13 protein-coding genes are annotated in these 13,946 nt (G+C 64.5%); 3 read left to right on the plus strand and 10 right to left on the minus strand.

Features of this window, described 5'->3' with window-relative positions; translation table 11 throughout:
- Position 1: 1 nt before the first annotated feature.
- The 4 genes from AC0L20_RS34375 to AC0L20_RS34390 are packed head-to-tail and all read right to left on the minus strand — an operon-like array spanning position 2 to position 4,247.
- A complete protein-coding gene (locus tag AC0L20_RS34375) occupies positions 2-1,060 on the minus strand; it encodes an ABC transporter substrate-binding protein (RefSeq protein ID WP_473294904.1) in 1,059 nt (352 codons plus the stop codon).
- 28 nt (positions 1,061-1,088) lie between these two features.
- Positions 1,089-2,396 carry an NAD(P)/FAD-dependent oxidoreductase gene (locus AC0L20_RS34380; protein ID WP_473294905.1) on the minus strand — a complete coding sequence of 436 codons (1,308 nt, stop codon included), beginning with the start codon at positions 2,394-2,396 and terminating at the stop codon, positions 1,089-1,091.
- A 16-nt stretch (positions 2,397-2,412) separates the two neighbouring features.
- Positions 2,413-3,129 (minus strand): HAD family hydrolase, encoded by a 717-nt coding sequence (locus tag AC0L20_RS34385; protein ID WP_018454007.1) that lies wholly within the window; start codon positions 3,127-3,129, stop codon positions 2,413-2,415.
- A gap of 35 nt (positions 3,130-3,164) precedes the next feature.
- Positions 3,165-4,247 (minus strand): ABC transporter ATP-binding protein, encoded by a 1,083-nt coding sequence (locus AC0L20_RS34390; protein WP_473294906.1) that lies wholly within the window; start codon positions 4,245-4,247, stop codon positions 3,165-3,167.
- Positions 4,248-4,458: 211 nt separating this feature from the next.
- Between AC0L20_RS34390 and AC0L20_RS34395 the strand changes: the two genes are divergently transcribed.
- On the plus strand, positions 4,459-5,397 hold the full coding sequence (locus AC0L20_RS34395) for a LysR family transcriptional regulator (RefSeq protein ID WP_473294907.1): 939 nt from the start codon (positions 4,459-4,461) through the stop codon (positions 5,395-5,397).
- 139 nt (positions 5,398-5,536) lie between these two features.
- On the opposite strand, the gene uxuA is transcribed toward AC0L20_RS34395, so the two are convergent.
- The 6 genes from uxuA to AC0L20_RS34425 form a co-directional block, all read right to left on the minus strand.
- On the minus strand, positions 5,537-6,727 hold the full coding sequence (gene uxuA, locus AC0L20_RS34400) for a mannonate dehydratase (protein ID WP_473294908.1): 1,191 nt from the start codon (positions 6,725-6,727) through the stop codon (positions 5,537-5,539).
- Positions 6,728-6,742: 15 nt separating this feature from the next.
- On the minus strand, positions 6,743-7,792 hold the full coding sequence (locus AC0L20_RS34405; RefSeq protein ID WP_473294909.1) for an L-idonate 5-dehydrogenase: 1,050 nt from the start codon (positions 7,790-7,792) through the stop codon (positions 6,743-6,745).
- Complete coding sequence (locus AC0L20_RS34410; RefSeq protein WP_473294910.1) at positions 7,789-9,195, minus strand: TRAP transporter large permease; 1,407 nt, start codon at positions 9,193-9,195, stop codon at positions 7,789-7,791. The genes AC0L20_RS34405 and AC0L20_RS34410 overlap by 4 nt, the downstream gene beginning before the upstream one ends.
- Before the next feature lie 4 nt (positions 9,196-9,199).
- Positions 9,200-9,778, minus strand: a complete 579-nt coding sequence (locus AC0L20_RS34415; protein WP_473294911.1) for a TRAP transporter small permease — start codon at positions 9,776-9,778, stop codon at positions 9,200-9,202.
- 135 nt (positions 9,779-9,913) lie between these two features.
- Positions 9,914-10,873, minus strand: a complete 960-nt coding sequence (locus tag AC0L20_RS34420) for a sialic acid TRAP transporter substrate-binding protein SiaP (protein WP_035969018.1) — start codon at positions 10,871-10,873, stop codon at positions 9,914-9,916.
- 103 nt (positions 10,874-10,976) lie between these two features.
- Positions 10,977-11,786, minus strand: a complete 810-nt coding sequence (locus AC0L20_RS34425) for a FadR/GntR family transcriptional regulator (protein WP_473294912.1) — start codon at positions 11,784-11,786, stop codon at positions 10,977-10,979.
- Positions 11,787-11,931: 145 nt separating this feature from the next.
- Here AC0L20_RS34425 and AC0L20_RS34430 point away from each other — a divergent pair, with 145 nt between their 5' ends.
- A complete protein-coding gene (locus AC0L20_RS34430) occupies positions 11,932-13,416 on the plus strand; it encodes a mannitol dehydrogenase family protein (RefSeq protein WP_473294914.1) in 1,485 nt (494 codons plus the stop codon).
- Between the two features lie 100 nt (positions 13,417-13,516).
- Positions 13,517-13,924 (plus strand): nuclear transport factor 2 family protein, encoded by a 408-nt coding sequence (locus AC0L20_RS34435; protein WP_473294915.1) that lies wholly within the window; start codon positions 13,517-13,519, stop codon positions 13,922-13,924.
- The last annotated feature ends 22 nt before the right edge of the window (positions 13,925-13,946 follow it).

Below are 13,946 nucleotides of genomic sequence, written 5' to 3' on the forward strand. Positions count from 1 at the left end.
CTTACTTCTGCATGAACGACGCCCAGCGCTTCTCGGCGGCTTCGCCCGCCGGCGAGGACCACCAGGCGTAGGACATCAGCGCCTGCTTCGCCGCATTGGCCGGCTCGCTCGGCAATTGCGCGGCGCGCTCGGGCTTGATCACGTTGGTCTCGAACGCCTTCGGGTTGCCCGGGCCATAATCGATATGCAGCGGCAGATTGGCCTGGTGCACGGGATCGACGGCCTCGTTGAGGAATTTGACCGCCGTCTCGAGATTCGGCGCGCCCTTGAGGATGCAGAGCGAGGTGCTCTGCAAGACCCCCTGGTTGTAGGTGAAGGCGACCTTGGCGCCTTCCTTCGCGACTGCGCTGACGCGGCCGTTCCAGGCCATCTCCATATCGACCTCGCCGTCATTGAGAAGCTGCGCCGACTGCGCGCCGGAGGTCCACCACACCGTGATGTGCGGCTTGATCTCTTCGAGCTTCTTGAAGGCTCGATCGACGTCGAGCGGATAGAGTTTGTCGGGCGCGACGCCGTCGGCCATCAGCGCCGCCTCGAGCGTTGCGAACGGGTGGTTGCGCAGCGCACGGCGGCCGGGGAATTTCTTGACGTCCCAGAAATCGGCCCAGCTGTTCGGCGCGTCCTTCGGAAAGGTCTTCTGGCTGTAGGCCAGTACGCTGGAATAGAACTCGTAGGAAACCGAATAGGGGCTACGATAGGACTCCGGCATCGCGGCGCCATTCGGAATCTTCGAGAAGTCGAGCTTCTCGATCAGCCCCTGCTCGCCGCCACGCAGGCAGTTGCCGGTCGGAGTATCCACGACGTCCCAGATCGGCTTGCCGCTGCCGACTTGCGTCTTGATCGCGGGCCAGGCATCCGGAATGGAGTCCTGGTTGATGGTGATGCCGAGCTTCTTGGCGGAGGGATCGAGGATCGCCACCGTCTGCGCCTGCTGGTAGGCGCCGCCCTGCGAGACGAAGGTGATCTGTTCGGCAGCAGCGGCGATGCCGGTTGTTGCGAACAATCCGAGCGATCCGCCCAACAGCGCGTAGCCAAATCGAATATCTCGTTTCGTCGTCATCCTCGCCTCCTCTGTCACCAATTAAACGTCATTGACCGATCGCATCGAGAAACTGGTACCAGCCGGCGACCATGCGCACGGCGGGCTCGCGTAGCGGATAAAACGGAATCGTCCTCATGCGCCGCGCATCGAGCAGCCCGACCTCTGGCGTCTCGCCGCGCACGAAGGCGGCGAGATAGCGGCCCATCAGGCTCGACATCGCCACGCCCGCGCCGTTGTAGCCCATCGAGAACAGCGTGCGGTCGTCGAGCCGGCCGATATGCGGCACCGAGTCCAGCGTCATCCCGACAAGGCCCGACCATTTGTAGGCGAGCGGGACGTCGGCGAGATCCGGGAAGATGCCGACCATCGCCTTGCGCAACGCGTCGAAGGCGGTTTCCGAATCCTGCTTGCCGAACGCGCCGCGGCCGCCAAAAATCACGCGGTTGTCGACCATGCGGAACCAGCGCATCATGCGCTTGGTCTCGGTGTAGGTGCGCCCGGTCGGCATCAGGCTTCCCGCGAGGTTGCGCGGCAGCTTGTCGGTCGCGATGATGGCGCTGCGGAACGGGATCAGCGTGCGCTGCATGTTCGCGGTCGCGCCGGTGAGGTCGGAATAGCTGTTGGTGGCGATGATCGCCTGCTTCGCGCGCACCGCGCCCTGCGGCGTTTCGGCGACGATGCCGCTATTATCGCGCCGAAGTTTTACGACCGGCGACTCCTGGAAAATGGGGATACCGCGGCGCGCCACGCCATCGGCAAGGCCGCGCAGATAATTCAGTGGATGGATGCCGCCGGAGCCGGGATTGAGCACGCCGCCGACGAAGATGTCGGAGCCGGTCTCGTCGCGCACTTGCCCCTTGTCGAGGATGCGGACCTCCGCATCGCCCATCTCGCGCTTCATCCAGCTGGCCTCGTCGATCGCAGCCTTCAGGGTCGTCTCGTTGTGGGCGGCCTTGACCTGGCCGGTGCGCGTCAACGCGGCACTGGTGATGCCAAATTCGGAGACCAGCTCCTCGACGATATCAGTGGATTCATGCGCGATCCCGTACATGCGCTGCGCCATGGCGCGGCCGTGCACGGCGTCGATCTCGCGGAACGAGAGGCGGAATTTTGCGGTGATCACGCCGCCATTGCGGCCACTCGCGCCCCAGCCCGGGCGGTTGGCCTCGAGCACGATGGGGCTGAGCCCGCTCTTGGCGATGTGGTGGGCCGCGGACAGGCCGGTATAGCCGGCACCGATGATCACCACGTCCGCCTGGCTCTCGCCGGACAGGACCGGAAACGCGCGCGCCGGCTCTGCCGTGGCTTCCCACAGCGAGTTGGCCGACGGCAATGCGCTCCAGTTCTGCGTCATCTCCGCGCTCACAAAGTTACGCCGCCGGCCCGATGGCCGCATCGGCAAGCGCCTTCAAGGTCGGAAAATGGAAATCCGGCTTGGTCAGCGTCTCCACGGCCGGTGTGCCTCCGAAGCCGGCCATGCCCTGGCGACGCTCGATCCAGCACACCTTGTAGCCGAGCTTCCGCGCGATCCCGATGTCGTGATACTGGCTCTGCGCGACGTGCAGGATATCGGACTGCTTGTAGCCGAAAGCGGACTGGCGCCCCTTGTTGTACGCGAAGAACTCCGGATCGGGTTTCGCAACGCCAGTCTCGTCGGCGCACACGGTATCGTCGAAGGGATTGCCGAGCGCATGCGCGTAACAGGAGAGCGCGACGCGGTCGGCATTGGTCATCGCGACCAGGCGGAATTTCGTGCGCAGGCGCTTGAGTGCCTCGACCGAGTCCGGGAACGGTCCCCAGCGCAGCACCGCGAGTTGGAAGACGTCGCAGGAGGCGTCATCGGCCTGCAGCCCGAGCTCCTTGGCGAGATAGCGATAGACATGGAACATCACCTCGCTCGAACGCTCGTGGTGCTTGTCGCGACCGCGCTTGTAGGATTCGAAGATCTTGTCGTCGCTGAGCTCGGCCGGCGACTTGCCCGAGATCCGGCGCACCGCGGAGAGCACGCCGGTCTCGAAGTCGATCAAGGTGCCGACGACGTCGAAGGTGAGAACCTTGAAATTGCTGAACGAGGCTGCTGACGACATTTTGGCTTCTTCTCTCGGTTGGACAAGGCTTGGGTTCAGTCCCTCACCCTCGGCACGACGATGGTGTCCTCGGGGTGAAGGGTCACGGTGAGGCTGCCGCCGAGCGGCGGGATGCGGCTGTAGGCTTCGTGATGGCTCGCCTGGCGCAGGCTGAGCACGATCCCATCGGCGAGCGCCAGGAAGATGCGCAGGCTCTCGCCCTGATAGACGATGTCGGTGACCGTGCCGGTCAGCCGATTGCAGGCGGTGTCCGGCGCGCCATCGTCGATCAGCAGTTTTTCGCTGTGCACGGCGAGCATCAGCGCGTCCCCGTCGGGAATGGCGCGGGCGCTGCGCAGAAGCACATTGCCGAGCGCAACGCCGGAGGCATCGACGCGTCGCACGGGTAGCATCGTGGCCTCGCCGATGAAACTCGCGACGAAGGAATCCGCGGGATGATCGTGCAGGCGCTCGGGCGCGTCGATCTGGATCAGCCTGCCGTCCTTCATCACGGCGACGCGGTCGCTCATGGTCAGCGCTTCGCGTTGATCGTGGGTGACGTAGATGATGGTGGCGCCGATGCGCTTGTGCAGCGTGCGCAGCTCGATCTGCATGGATTCGCGCAGCTGCTTGTCGAGCGCGGACAGCGGTTCGTCCATCAGGATCAGCCGCGGCTCGAAGATCATGGCGCGTGCGAGCGCCACGCGCTGGCGCTGGCCGCCCGAGAGTTGCGCGATACCGCGCTCTTCATAGCCGGCAAGACCGACCATCGAAAGTGCCGCGCGCACCTTATCCGGCCAGGCCGCCTTCGGCAGCCGTCGCGCGCGCAAGGGAAAGGCGACATTCTCGCCGACGCTCATATGCGGGAACAGCGCGTAGTTCTGGAACACGACGCCGATGTCGCGCTTGTGCGGCGGCATCCAGGTGACGTCGCGGCCGCCGAACAGGATCGTTCCGCTCGACGGCAGGATGAAGCCACCGAGGATGCCGAGCAACGTGGTCTTGCCGGAGCCGGAGGGGCCGAGCAGCGAGACGAACTCGCCGGCGGCGACATTGAGGGACACGTCGTCGAGGGCGCGAACGGCACCATAGGCCTTGCTCGCGGATCTGATCTCGACGCTTTCCGCTCGTTTGTCCAACGATCGACCTCGCCACGTCCCTGCAATGGCGTGCCTCACTGCGCGCCATAAGCCTGCTTTATAGACAGGAAATGGAGCACTTACGGTCGAAGCGTGCACCGCACCAAGTTCTTCGCTCGCAAGCCCTGTCTTTAGGCTGTCATGTCGATGACACCAGACTTGGCAAAACTCGGCAATTGCCAAATTCTCACCCGGCTCATAACATGGTGTTATGCCCGAGCTGCGCCGGATGCTGCCCTCAAGTAACGCCCTGTTCGTCTTCGACGCAGCGGCGCGCAATGGCAGCTTCACGGCGGCGGCCGCCGAACTGAACGTCACCCAGCCTGCGGTGAGCCGGATGCTAGGCCAGTTCGAGGACCATCTCGGCGTCCGCCTGTTCGACCGCAAGGCGGGACGCGCCGTGCTCACCGAGGAAGGCGAACTCTTGTATCGCCGCGTGCTCGAAGGCTTTCGCAGCATCGAGAGCGGACTGGTGGAAATCGAACGGCGGCGCAAGGGCACCGAGACGGTGACGCTGTCGGTCTCCTCCGCCTTCACCACGCATTGGCTGATGCCGCGCATCGACAAGCTGCAGAAGCAATTTCCTCACGTCGATTTGCGCTTCCAACTGATCTCCGGCGCGCTGCGCGGACCAGTGGAAAATGTCGATCTCGGCATGCGCTTCCGCGATCGCGAGGAACCGTCATCCGGCGGCACGCTGGTGATGAAGGAGGTCATGCTGCCGATGTGCAGCCCTGCCTATCTCGGCGAAACCGATCCCGCCGAGGGCAACACCATCATTCGGCTCGCCGAGACGCCGGGCGACTGGGCCGCGGATTACGCATCGCTTCTCACTGGGCGCCGCGGTGCGGCCAAGGCGCTGAGCTTCACGGACTATGCCGTCGTGATGCAGGCCGCCCTGCTCGGCCAGGGCATCGCGCTCGGTTGGCTGACGGTCGCCTCGCACTGGATGCTGACCGGCGCGCTGGTGCCGGCGTCCGACACGCTCACCACCACACGGCGTATCTGCGAATTCCTGCCACCGCGCAACCGGCCGATGCGCCCCATCGCCGCCGAGATCCGCGACTGGATCACCGCGCAGATGAAAAGCGAGATCGCCGCGATCGACCGGCTCTATCCGAAGCTCGGCGCGATGGCGGCTTGCTATTGAGCGAGCGGGAGGTGTTGGAGTGAGGCACCTCTCCCTCCACGTCATTGCGAGCGCAGCGAGGCAATCCAGAGTCTTTCCGCGGCGGGATTCTGGATTGCTTCGCTGCGCTCGCAATGACGGTGTGGTAGAGTTTTGGCCTCTACCGATGCTCGATCGCGCGGATCGCGCCACGGAGCTCGGCGAGGCCGCGGAGGCGACCGATCGCGGTGTAGCCCGGATTGGTGCGCTTGGTCGCTGCGAGATCGTCCAGCATGCGGTGGCCATGATCGGGGCGGAATACGATTCTCTTGTCGGGCGAACGCCGCGCGTTCTCCTTCAGCAGCACCTTCAGCACCGCAACCATGTCGACGTCGCCGTCGAGATGATCGGACTCGTGGAAGGACAGGCCATCCGCGTCGCGCTTGGTCGCCCGCAGGTGCGCAAAGGCAATACGCGGACCGAAGCCTTCGGCCATCGCGGGAAGATTGTTCTCGGCGCGCACGCCGAGCGACCCCGTGCACAGGCAGATGCCATTCGCCCTCGACGGCACGGCATCGAACAACGCCTGATAGTCATCGGCGCTGGACGCGACGCGCGGCAGGCCGAACAACGGGCGCGGCGGGTCATCCGGATGCAGTGTCAATGAGACCCCGAGCTGCTCGGCGACGGGTGCGACGCGGCCCAAAAACTCAGCGAGATGCTGCCGCAGGATTTTTGTCGTGACGTCGCGATATGTTTCGAGCCGGTCGCGGAATTGCGGGATGGTCATCGGCTCGGTGGTCGAGCCCGGCAGCGCGCTGGCGATCACCATGACGAGATAGTCGATATCGGCCTGGCTCATCTGGTCGAACAGCTTTTTCGCGCGGGCCTGCTGCTCGGGTGAGTATTCCTGGACGGCGGCGGGCCGCTTCAGGATGTGCAGCTCGAAGGCTGCGAAACGGTCCTGGTCGAAGCGCATGGCGCGGGCACCGTTCGGCAGCTCCCATTCCAGATCGGTGCGGCACCAGTCCACGACGGGCATGAAGTTGTAGCAGATGATCTTGATGCCGGCCTCGGCAACCGCCTCCAGGCTCGCGATCCATGCCTCGATCGACTTCGTCGCCTTAGCCCCGAGACGTTTGACGTCGTCGGGGATCGGAATCGATTCCACCACCGACCAGGTCAGCTGCGAACGGCCGGGTTGGCCGTTCTCGATGAAGTTCTTGCGCTCCTCGACCGCCTTGCGTGTCCAGGCTTCGCCGATCGGCACCTGATGCAGCGCCGAGACGATATCCGTCGCGCCGGCCTGCCTGACATCATCGAGCGAGACCGGATCATCCGGCCCGTACCAGCGCCATCCCTCAAGCATCATAAAAATTTTCCGGGATCAGTTAGCGGTCAGCACGACCTTGACGCTCTGCGAGCGGTCGAGCGCCAGCCGCAGCGCATCCGGCGCGGTGGACAGCGGCCGCTCGGCGGTGACCAGCGACAGCACGTCCACGCTGCCGTCCGCGATCAGTTCCACCGCCGTCATGAACTCGAGCCCGAACCGGAACGAGCCGCGCAAATCGATCTCCTTGGCCATCACCGCATTGGCCGGCACCGGAATCTGGCCGCCCGGCAAATTGCCGATCTGCACCACAACCCCGCCGCGCCTGACGATACCGATCGCGCTGGCAAGGCCTGCAGCCGTGCCCGAGACTTCGAAAGCGACATCGTAGGCGCGCAACGCGGCCTGCGCCTTCAGGCCTTCCTCGCCGGCTGCAACATTCTCGACGTGAGATGCGCCGAGCCGGGTCGCAAAGGCCAGCGGCACCGGTGCAATGTCGGCCACCGTGATGTCGGTCATGCCGGCGCGGCGCGCGGCGAGCATGGTCAGAAGCCCGATCGGACCGGCACCGAAAATGATGCCGCGCTTGCCTTCGATATTGCCGGCACGCGCGACCGCGTGCAGGCAGACCGCGAGCGGCTCGGCCAGCGCCGCGGCCTGATAGGACACATGATCGGGGATCTTCACGCACTGCGCCGGAATCGCGTCAAAATAATTGGCGAAGCCGCCCTGCATGTGTGGGGTCTTCGAGGCCGAACCCATGAAGTAGATATTCTCGCAGAGGTTCTGCCGGCCTTCGCGGCAAGCGACGCAACGGCCGCACCAGCGCGACGGGTTGACGGCGACACGGTCGCCGAGCTTCAGGTTCGCTGCGGAGCCCGCGATCTCCACGACCTCGCCGGAGATCTCATGGCCGAGCACCAGCGGCGATTTCACCACGAAATCGCCGGTCCGGGCATGACGAAAATAATGCATGTCCGAGCCGCAGATGCCGCCGGCGCCGAAACGGAGGCGCACCATGCCTTCAGCGAGCTTGTCGAGCGGATGCTCGACCATGCGCAGATCTTCGGGGCCGAACAGGGTTGCGGCGAGAGCTGTGGATGTCATTTGGAAAGTCCCATGTATTTCGGCAGCCAGAGGGTCAGTTCGGGGATGTAGGTGATCGCGATCAATGCGAGCATCAGCGGCACCAGCCAGGGCAGGATCGCCACCGTCGTGCGCTCGACCGAGAGTTTTGCGACGCGCGCGAGCACGAACAAGACCATGCCGAGCGGCGGATGCAGCAGGCCGATCATCAGGTTCAGCGTCATGATCAGACCGAAATGGATCGGGTCGATGCCGAGCTTGAGCACAATCGGCAACAGGATCGGCACCAAAATGGTGATCGCCGCCGTAGTGTCGATGAAACAGCCGACGAACAGGATCAGGACGTTGGCGAGCGCCAGGAACACCCATTTGTTGTGGGTGATGCTGAGCATCCAGTCCGACAGCATCTGGGCTGCCTGCGACACCGTGAGCAGCCAGGCGAAGATCGAGGCCGCCGTGACGATGAACAGCACCGACGCCGTGGTCTCGATGGTGTCGAAAGTCGCCTTCGCCACCGTTTTCATCGTCATGGTGCGGTAGCGCACCAGCCCAAGGAACAGCGACCAGATCACGGCGGCAACCGCGGCCTCCGTTGGGGTGAACCAGCCGAGCGTCATGCCGCCGATCAGGATCACCGGCGCCATCAGCGCCATCACCGCAGAGAAGTCGAAGTACCAGTCGAGCGCGAGCAGCACGACCAGGCCAAGCCCAACTGCCCAATTGGTGGAGAGACCGGCGACCGTCAGAAGCCAGACGGCCATCGGGAAGCTCAGTACGACGAGGATCTCGAGCCCCGCCGATCCCAATTGCGGCCAGGAGAACGGCGTATCGCTGCCCCATTTGTTCTTGTGCGCGAAGTAGGTGACGGTGGCCATCATCAGCAGCGTCAGGACGACCCCCGGAATGACGCCGCCCAGAAACAACGCGCCGATCGAGACGTTCGCCATCATGCCGTAGATCACGAAAGGCAGCGACGGCGGGATGATTGGGCCGAGCGTGGCGGACGCCGCGGTGACGCCGACCGAGAACTCCGTGGTGTAACCGTGATCCTTCATCGCCTTGATCTCGATGGTGCCGAGACCCGCGGCATCCGCGATCGCAGTGCCGGACATGCCGGAGAAGATCACCGAGCCGATGATGTTGACGTGGCCGAGGCCGCCGCGCATCCAGCCGACCAGTGCGACTGCGAATTTGTAGATGCGTCCGGTGACGCCCGCGATGTTCATGAGATTGCCGGCCAGGATGAAGAACGGCACGGCGAGCAGCGGAAAGCTCTCCACCCCGGCGATCATGCGCTGCGCCAGCGTGACGTCGGGAGTCACGCCGCTGACCAGGATGTAGAGCAGCGACGACGCGGCCATGGCGATCGCCACGGGAACGCCGAGCAGCATCAGGACGAGAAAGCCTCCAAGCAACAGCAACATGGGATTACCCTTCAAAACCGTCGTAGGCGCCGGGACGTTCGAGGATCGAGTAGCCCTGCCGCAAATGTTGTATGGCCACCTGCACTGAGCGGACGAACATCAGCATGAACCCCGCCAGCACGGCGTAATAGACGTAGTCCTTGGGAAGATTGATCGTGGTCATGGACTCGTCGCCGATGATCTGGATGTAGACCCAGACCAGCTTGATGGCGTAGCCGAAGAAGACGATCCGGATCAGGTCGATCGCCGTCGACAACGCGCGCGCCACGAGGTGCGGCAGATAGCGATAGAGCAGATCGACCTGGATGTGCCGCGACAGCCGCACGCACATCGAGGAGCCGATGAAGACCACGCCGATCAGGCAGTAGGTCGCGATCTCCTCGGTCCAGGCGTAGCTGTCGTTGAGCACGTAACGAGTGAAGAACTGGAGGAAGACGGCGAGCGCCATCACCCAGAAGATCGCCAGCGCGACCCAGTCCTCGAAAGCGTAGATGCCGAGATCGACCTTGGGTGCCGCCTCTTCCTCGAAGGTGTGGGCGATCTCGTCCGCGGTGATCTGCCGGTGCGTTTCGGCGGTGGACATGGGTTGCTCCTCAAACTGGTCACGTCGTTCCGGGATGGTGCGTCAGCACCAGACCCGGAACCTCGAGATTCTCAGGTGCGCAATTGCGCACCTGAGGTTCGGTCCTGCGGACCGCCCGGGATGACGACTATGTCGTCACTTCACCGCCTGAATGCGTTCCCAGTCGGCCTTGCGGTAGCCGAAGGTCTCGAACGCGACGTTCTTCAGCACGGTGTCGCGGAACTCGTTCTTGTCGACCTCGGTGACGGTCAGGCCCTTCTCCTTGAAGAAGGCGACCAGCTTGGCCTCGTTCTGCTTGATCTCCGCGGTCGCCTTGGCGGCGGCTTCCTGCGCCACGTCGGTGAAGATCTTCTTGTCCTCGTCGCTGAGCTTCTTCCAGAGCGCACCGGCCACCACCGTGTTGAGGTGGTCGACGATGTGGCCGGTCAGCACGATGTGCTTCTGCACCTCGTAGAACTTCTTGGCCTCGATCGTGGTCAGCGGGTTCTCCTGCGCCTCGACGGTGCCGTTCTGGAGCGCCAGATAGACTTCGGCGAACGCGATCGGCGCGGTGTTGGCGCCGCAGGCGCGCGGCATCGCCAGATAGGCGGGAACGTCGGGCACGCGCATCTTCAGGCCCTTGAGATCGGCACAGGTCTTGATCGGTTTGTTCGACGAGGTCTGACGCACGCCGTAATAGGTCACCGCGAGGATGTGGTGGCCGCTCTTGTCCTCATAACCTTTGGTGAGCTCCTTGAAGATGTCGCTCTTGGTGTAGGCGAGCAGATGATCGGCATCGCGGAAGGTGTAGGGATAATAGGTCACGCCGATCGGCGGAAAGCTCTTCGCGGCAAAACTCGAGCCGGAGATGATGATGTCGACCGAACCAAGGGAAAGGCCCTGGTTGATGTCGGCCTCCTTGCCGAGCTGCGAGGCCGGATAGACATCGATCGCATAGCGCCCGTTGGTGCGCTTGCCGATCTCCTGCGCGGCCCAGACCGACGCGGTGTGGAACGGCTCCGAGGTCTCGTAGACATGGGCCCATTTGAGCTTGGTCTGCGCCATGCCGGCGCCAGTCGTAGCAATCATCGCCGCGGCCGAGACCGCCAGCACCATTGTCATCTTTTTCAACACTGACTTTCCTCCATTTTTCAAGTCTGCTTCTTTTAAATCTGCTTCTTGTCAGCCCGCCCCCAACGCGGGTGCGGGCTGCACAATGTCATTGCTGTCGTGCGCTGCTGCTCGCAGCTCGCTTCTTCTTCGGCGCACGTTCCGGTTTTGACGGCTTTGCCGTCGATCGCCCGGTGCGCACGGAAGACGGTGCTGCCGCTTTCTCGGCGCCGAAGTTCTGCGCAAAGCGCTCCTGGGATCGTGCGAGATGATCGCGCATCGCGTCGCGAGCCGCTTCGGGATCGTGTGCGGCGATGGCGTCGCGCACCGCGCGATGCTCGTCGAGCGCAGTGCGCCACGTGCCCGGGCTCTCGAAATAATGCGCAAGCTGCGCGAAATAGGGATTGAGGCGCTGGTCGAACAACTCGCCGACCACACGGACCAGAACGGCATTGCCGAGGCTTCCGGCGATCGCGACGTGGAAGGCGCGGTCGTGGACCATCGAGGCTTCGCCGGGGTGCTCTACATTCTCCATCGCGACAAGGGACGCATCGATGCGGGCAACGTCGTCCTTCGTCGCCACGCGCGCGGCTTCTTCGGCGATGGCACTTTCCAGGAACTCGCGGGCGCGCAGCAGCTCGAACGGGCCCTCGATGACGGAAGCAGGCGCGGTCGCCGCAACCGCCGCGGGCTCGATCACATAGATGCCGGAACCGACGCGGATGCGGAGACGGCCCTCGACTTCCAGCGCGATCAGGGCTTCGCGCACCGTCGGCCTGGAAATCCTGAGCTGCTCGGCGAGTTCGCGCTCGGTCGGCAAGCGGCTGCCGACCGCGTACTCGCCGCTGTCGATCAGGCTTCGCAATTGATCGGCGACCTGGCGATAAAGCCGTCTCGCCTCCACAGCTTCCAGCGGCACGCTGGTCCTCCCGAAAGGGTCTTGCCGACAGCTCTCGCTGCCCGCGGCCCGCCAATTTTGGAAAATTGGTCTTACCAATTGACCGCAGCATTGACCGAGGACGGGCGTCATGTCAAGCAGCGGCCAAACAAGGGGAGAGACGACCATGCGCCTTGATCCAACGCGCCTTGGCCGCGCCAATCTCGATCGGCTGCCACCAGGTGTCCGCCGCCCGGCCTACGACCGTTCGCGCGTCACCTCCGGCATCGTACATCTCGGCCTTGGCGCGTTTCATCGCGCCCACCAAGCCGTCGTCATCGATGATTGCCTTGCGGCCGGCGCCACCTCGTGGGGCATTATCGGCGCCAGCCTGCGCAGCCCTGACACACGCGACGCCCTCGCCCCGCAGGATCATCTCTATACGGTCGCCGTCCGTGCAGCCGAAGGCACCGAACACCGCATCATCGGTGCGCTGCTCGACAGCGTGGTCGCGCGCGAGAGTCCGGCACGACTGGTCGAGCGAATGGCCGATCCCGCCATTCGCATCGTCTCCCTCACCGTCACCGAGAAGGGCTACTGCCACACGCCGCAGACCGGCGATCTCGACGAACGGCATCCTGATGTCGTGCACGACCTCAACAATTTCGACGCGCCGCGCTCGGCTCCCGGCTTCATCGTGGCCGCGCTGGCGCGCCGGCGGGCCCTGGGCGCCCCGCCCTTCACCGTGCTGAGCTGCGACAACCTTGCCGCCAACGGCCACACCGTGCAGGGGATCGTGACGCAATTCGCCGCGCTGCGCTCGAAAGATCTCGGCAAGTGGATCGCGGATACGGCGGCCTTCCCCTCGACCATGGTCGACCGCATCGTGCCGGAGACGACGGATAGTGACCGCGATGCGGTTTCATCGGCGCTCGGTTTGCGCGACGCATGGCCCGTCATGACCGAGCCGTTCACGCAATGGGTGGTCGAGGATCGCTTTACGGCAGGCCGGCCCGACCTTGCCGCCGCGGGCGTCGAACTGGTGAACGACGTCAAGCCGTTCGAGTTGATGAAGTTGCGGCTGCTCAACGCCAGCCATTCGGCGCTGGCCTATCTCGGCTATCTCGCCGGCTACGAGACCATCGCCGACACCATGCAGGATCCGCATTTCGCGCGCCTCGCCGCGCAGGTGATGGAAGAGGCCGCGGTGACGCTGACGATGCCATCAGGCGCAGACCTGGCCGCCTATCGCGCCTCGCTGCTCAAGCGCTTCGCCAATCCGGCGCTGCATCACCGCACCTGGCAGATCGCGATGGATGGCTCGCAAAAGCTGCCGCAGCGCCTGCTCGGCGCGATCCAGGATCGTCTCACCAGGAACCTGCCGATCGCGACGCATGCGCTCGCGGTGGCCGGCTGGATGCGCTACGTCACCGGCCTCGACGAGAAGGGCCGCACCATCGACGTGCGCGATCCGCTCGCCGCCGGGTTCGCCGATTTGGCGCGCGAGGCAGGTCCCATCGCCGAACGATTGGCACCCGCGCTGCTCGGCGTCGCAAAAGTGTTCGGGCCGCTAGGCGCGGAGCCGCGCCTGCGCGAGGCCGTGACCGCGGCGCTCGGCCGACTCTACAAGGATGGCGCGCGGCGGGCGGTGGAGACGCTGGTCTCGGCGTGACCACAAAACGGGCAGCAATGCTGCATTGCGGTCCAGATCGAACGGAAAGTCGACTGAAGTCGCGCTTGATTTTTGCCTGTCATTGCCCCACCCGAGAGGCATGGCAAAGGACACCAAGGTGATCGCCGCGAACGCAGCGTTCTACGCCGCCTTTTCGAGCGGCGATTTCGACGAAATGGAGCGGATGTGGGCGGACGATGACGCCATTTCCTGCATTCACCCCGGCTGGCCGGCCATCATCGGCCGGGCCACGGTGATCGGAAGCTGGCGCGACATCCTGCAGAGTCCGGAACGGCCGCAGATCGTCTGCGCGGAACCGCAGGCGATCGTCGATGGCGACAGCGCGCGCGTGCTCTGCATCGAGATCGTCGACGGCACGGCATTGGCCGCCGCCAACCATTTTCGGCGCGTCGGCGACGACTGGCGCCTGGTGCACCATCAGTCGAGCCCCATCGCGCAGATTGTCGAGCAAGCTGAGGACGATAGAGCGAGCCACCGCGTCCATTGAGGGCGGCCGGCCCGCAGGCACA

It is taken from the genome of Bradyrhizobium sp. Kon58, from assembly GCF_055807455.1.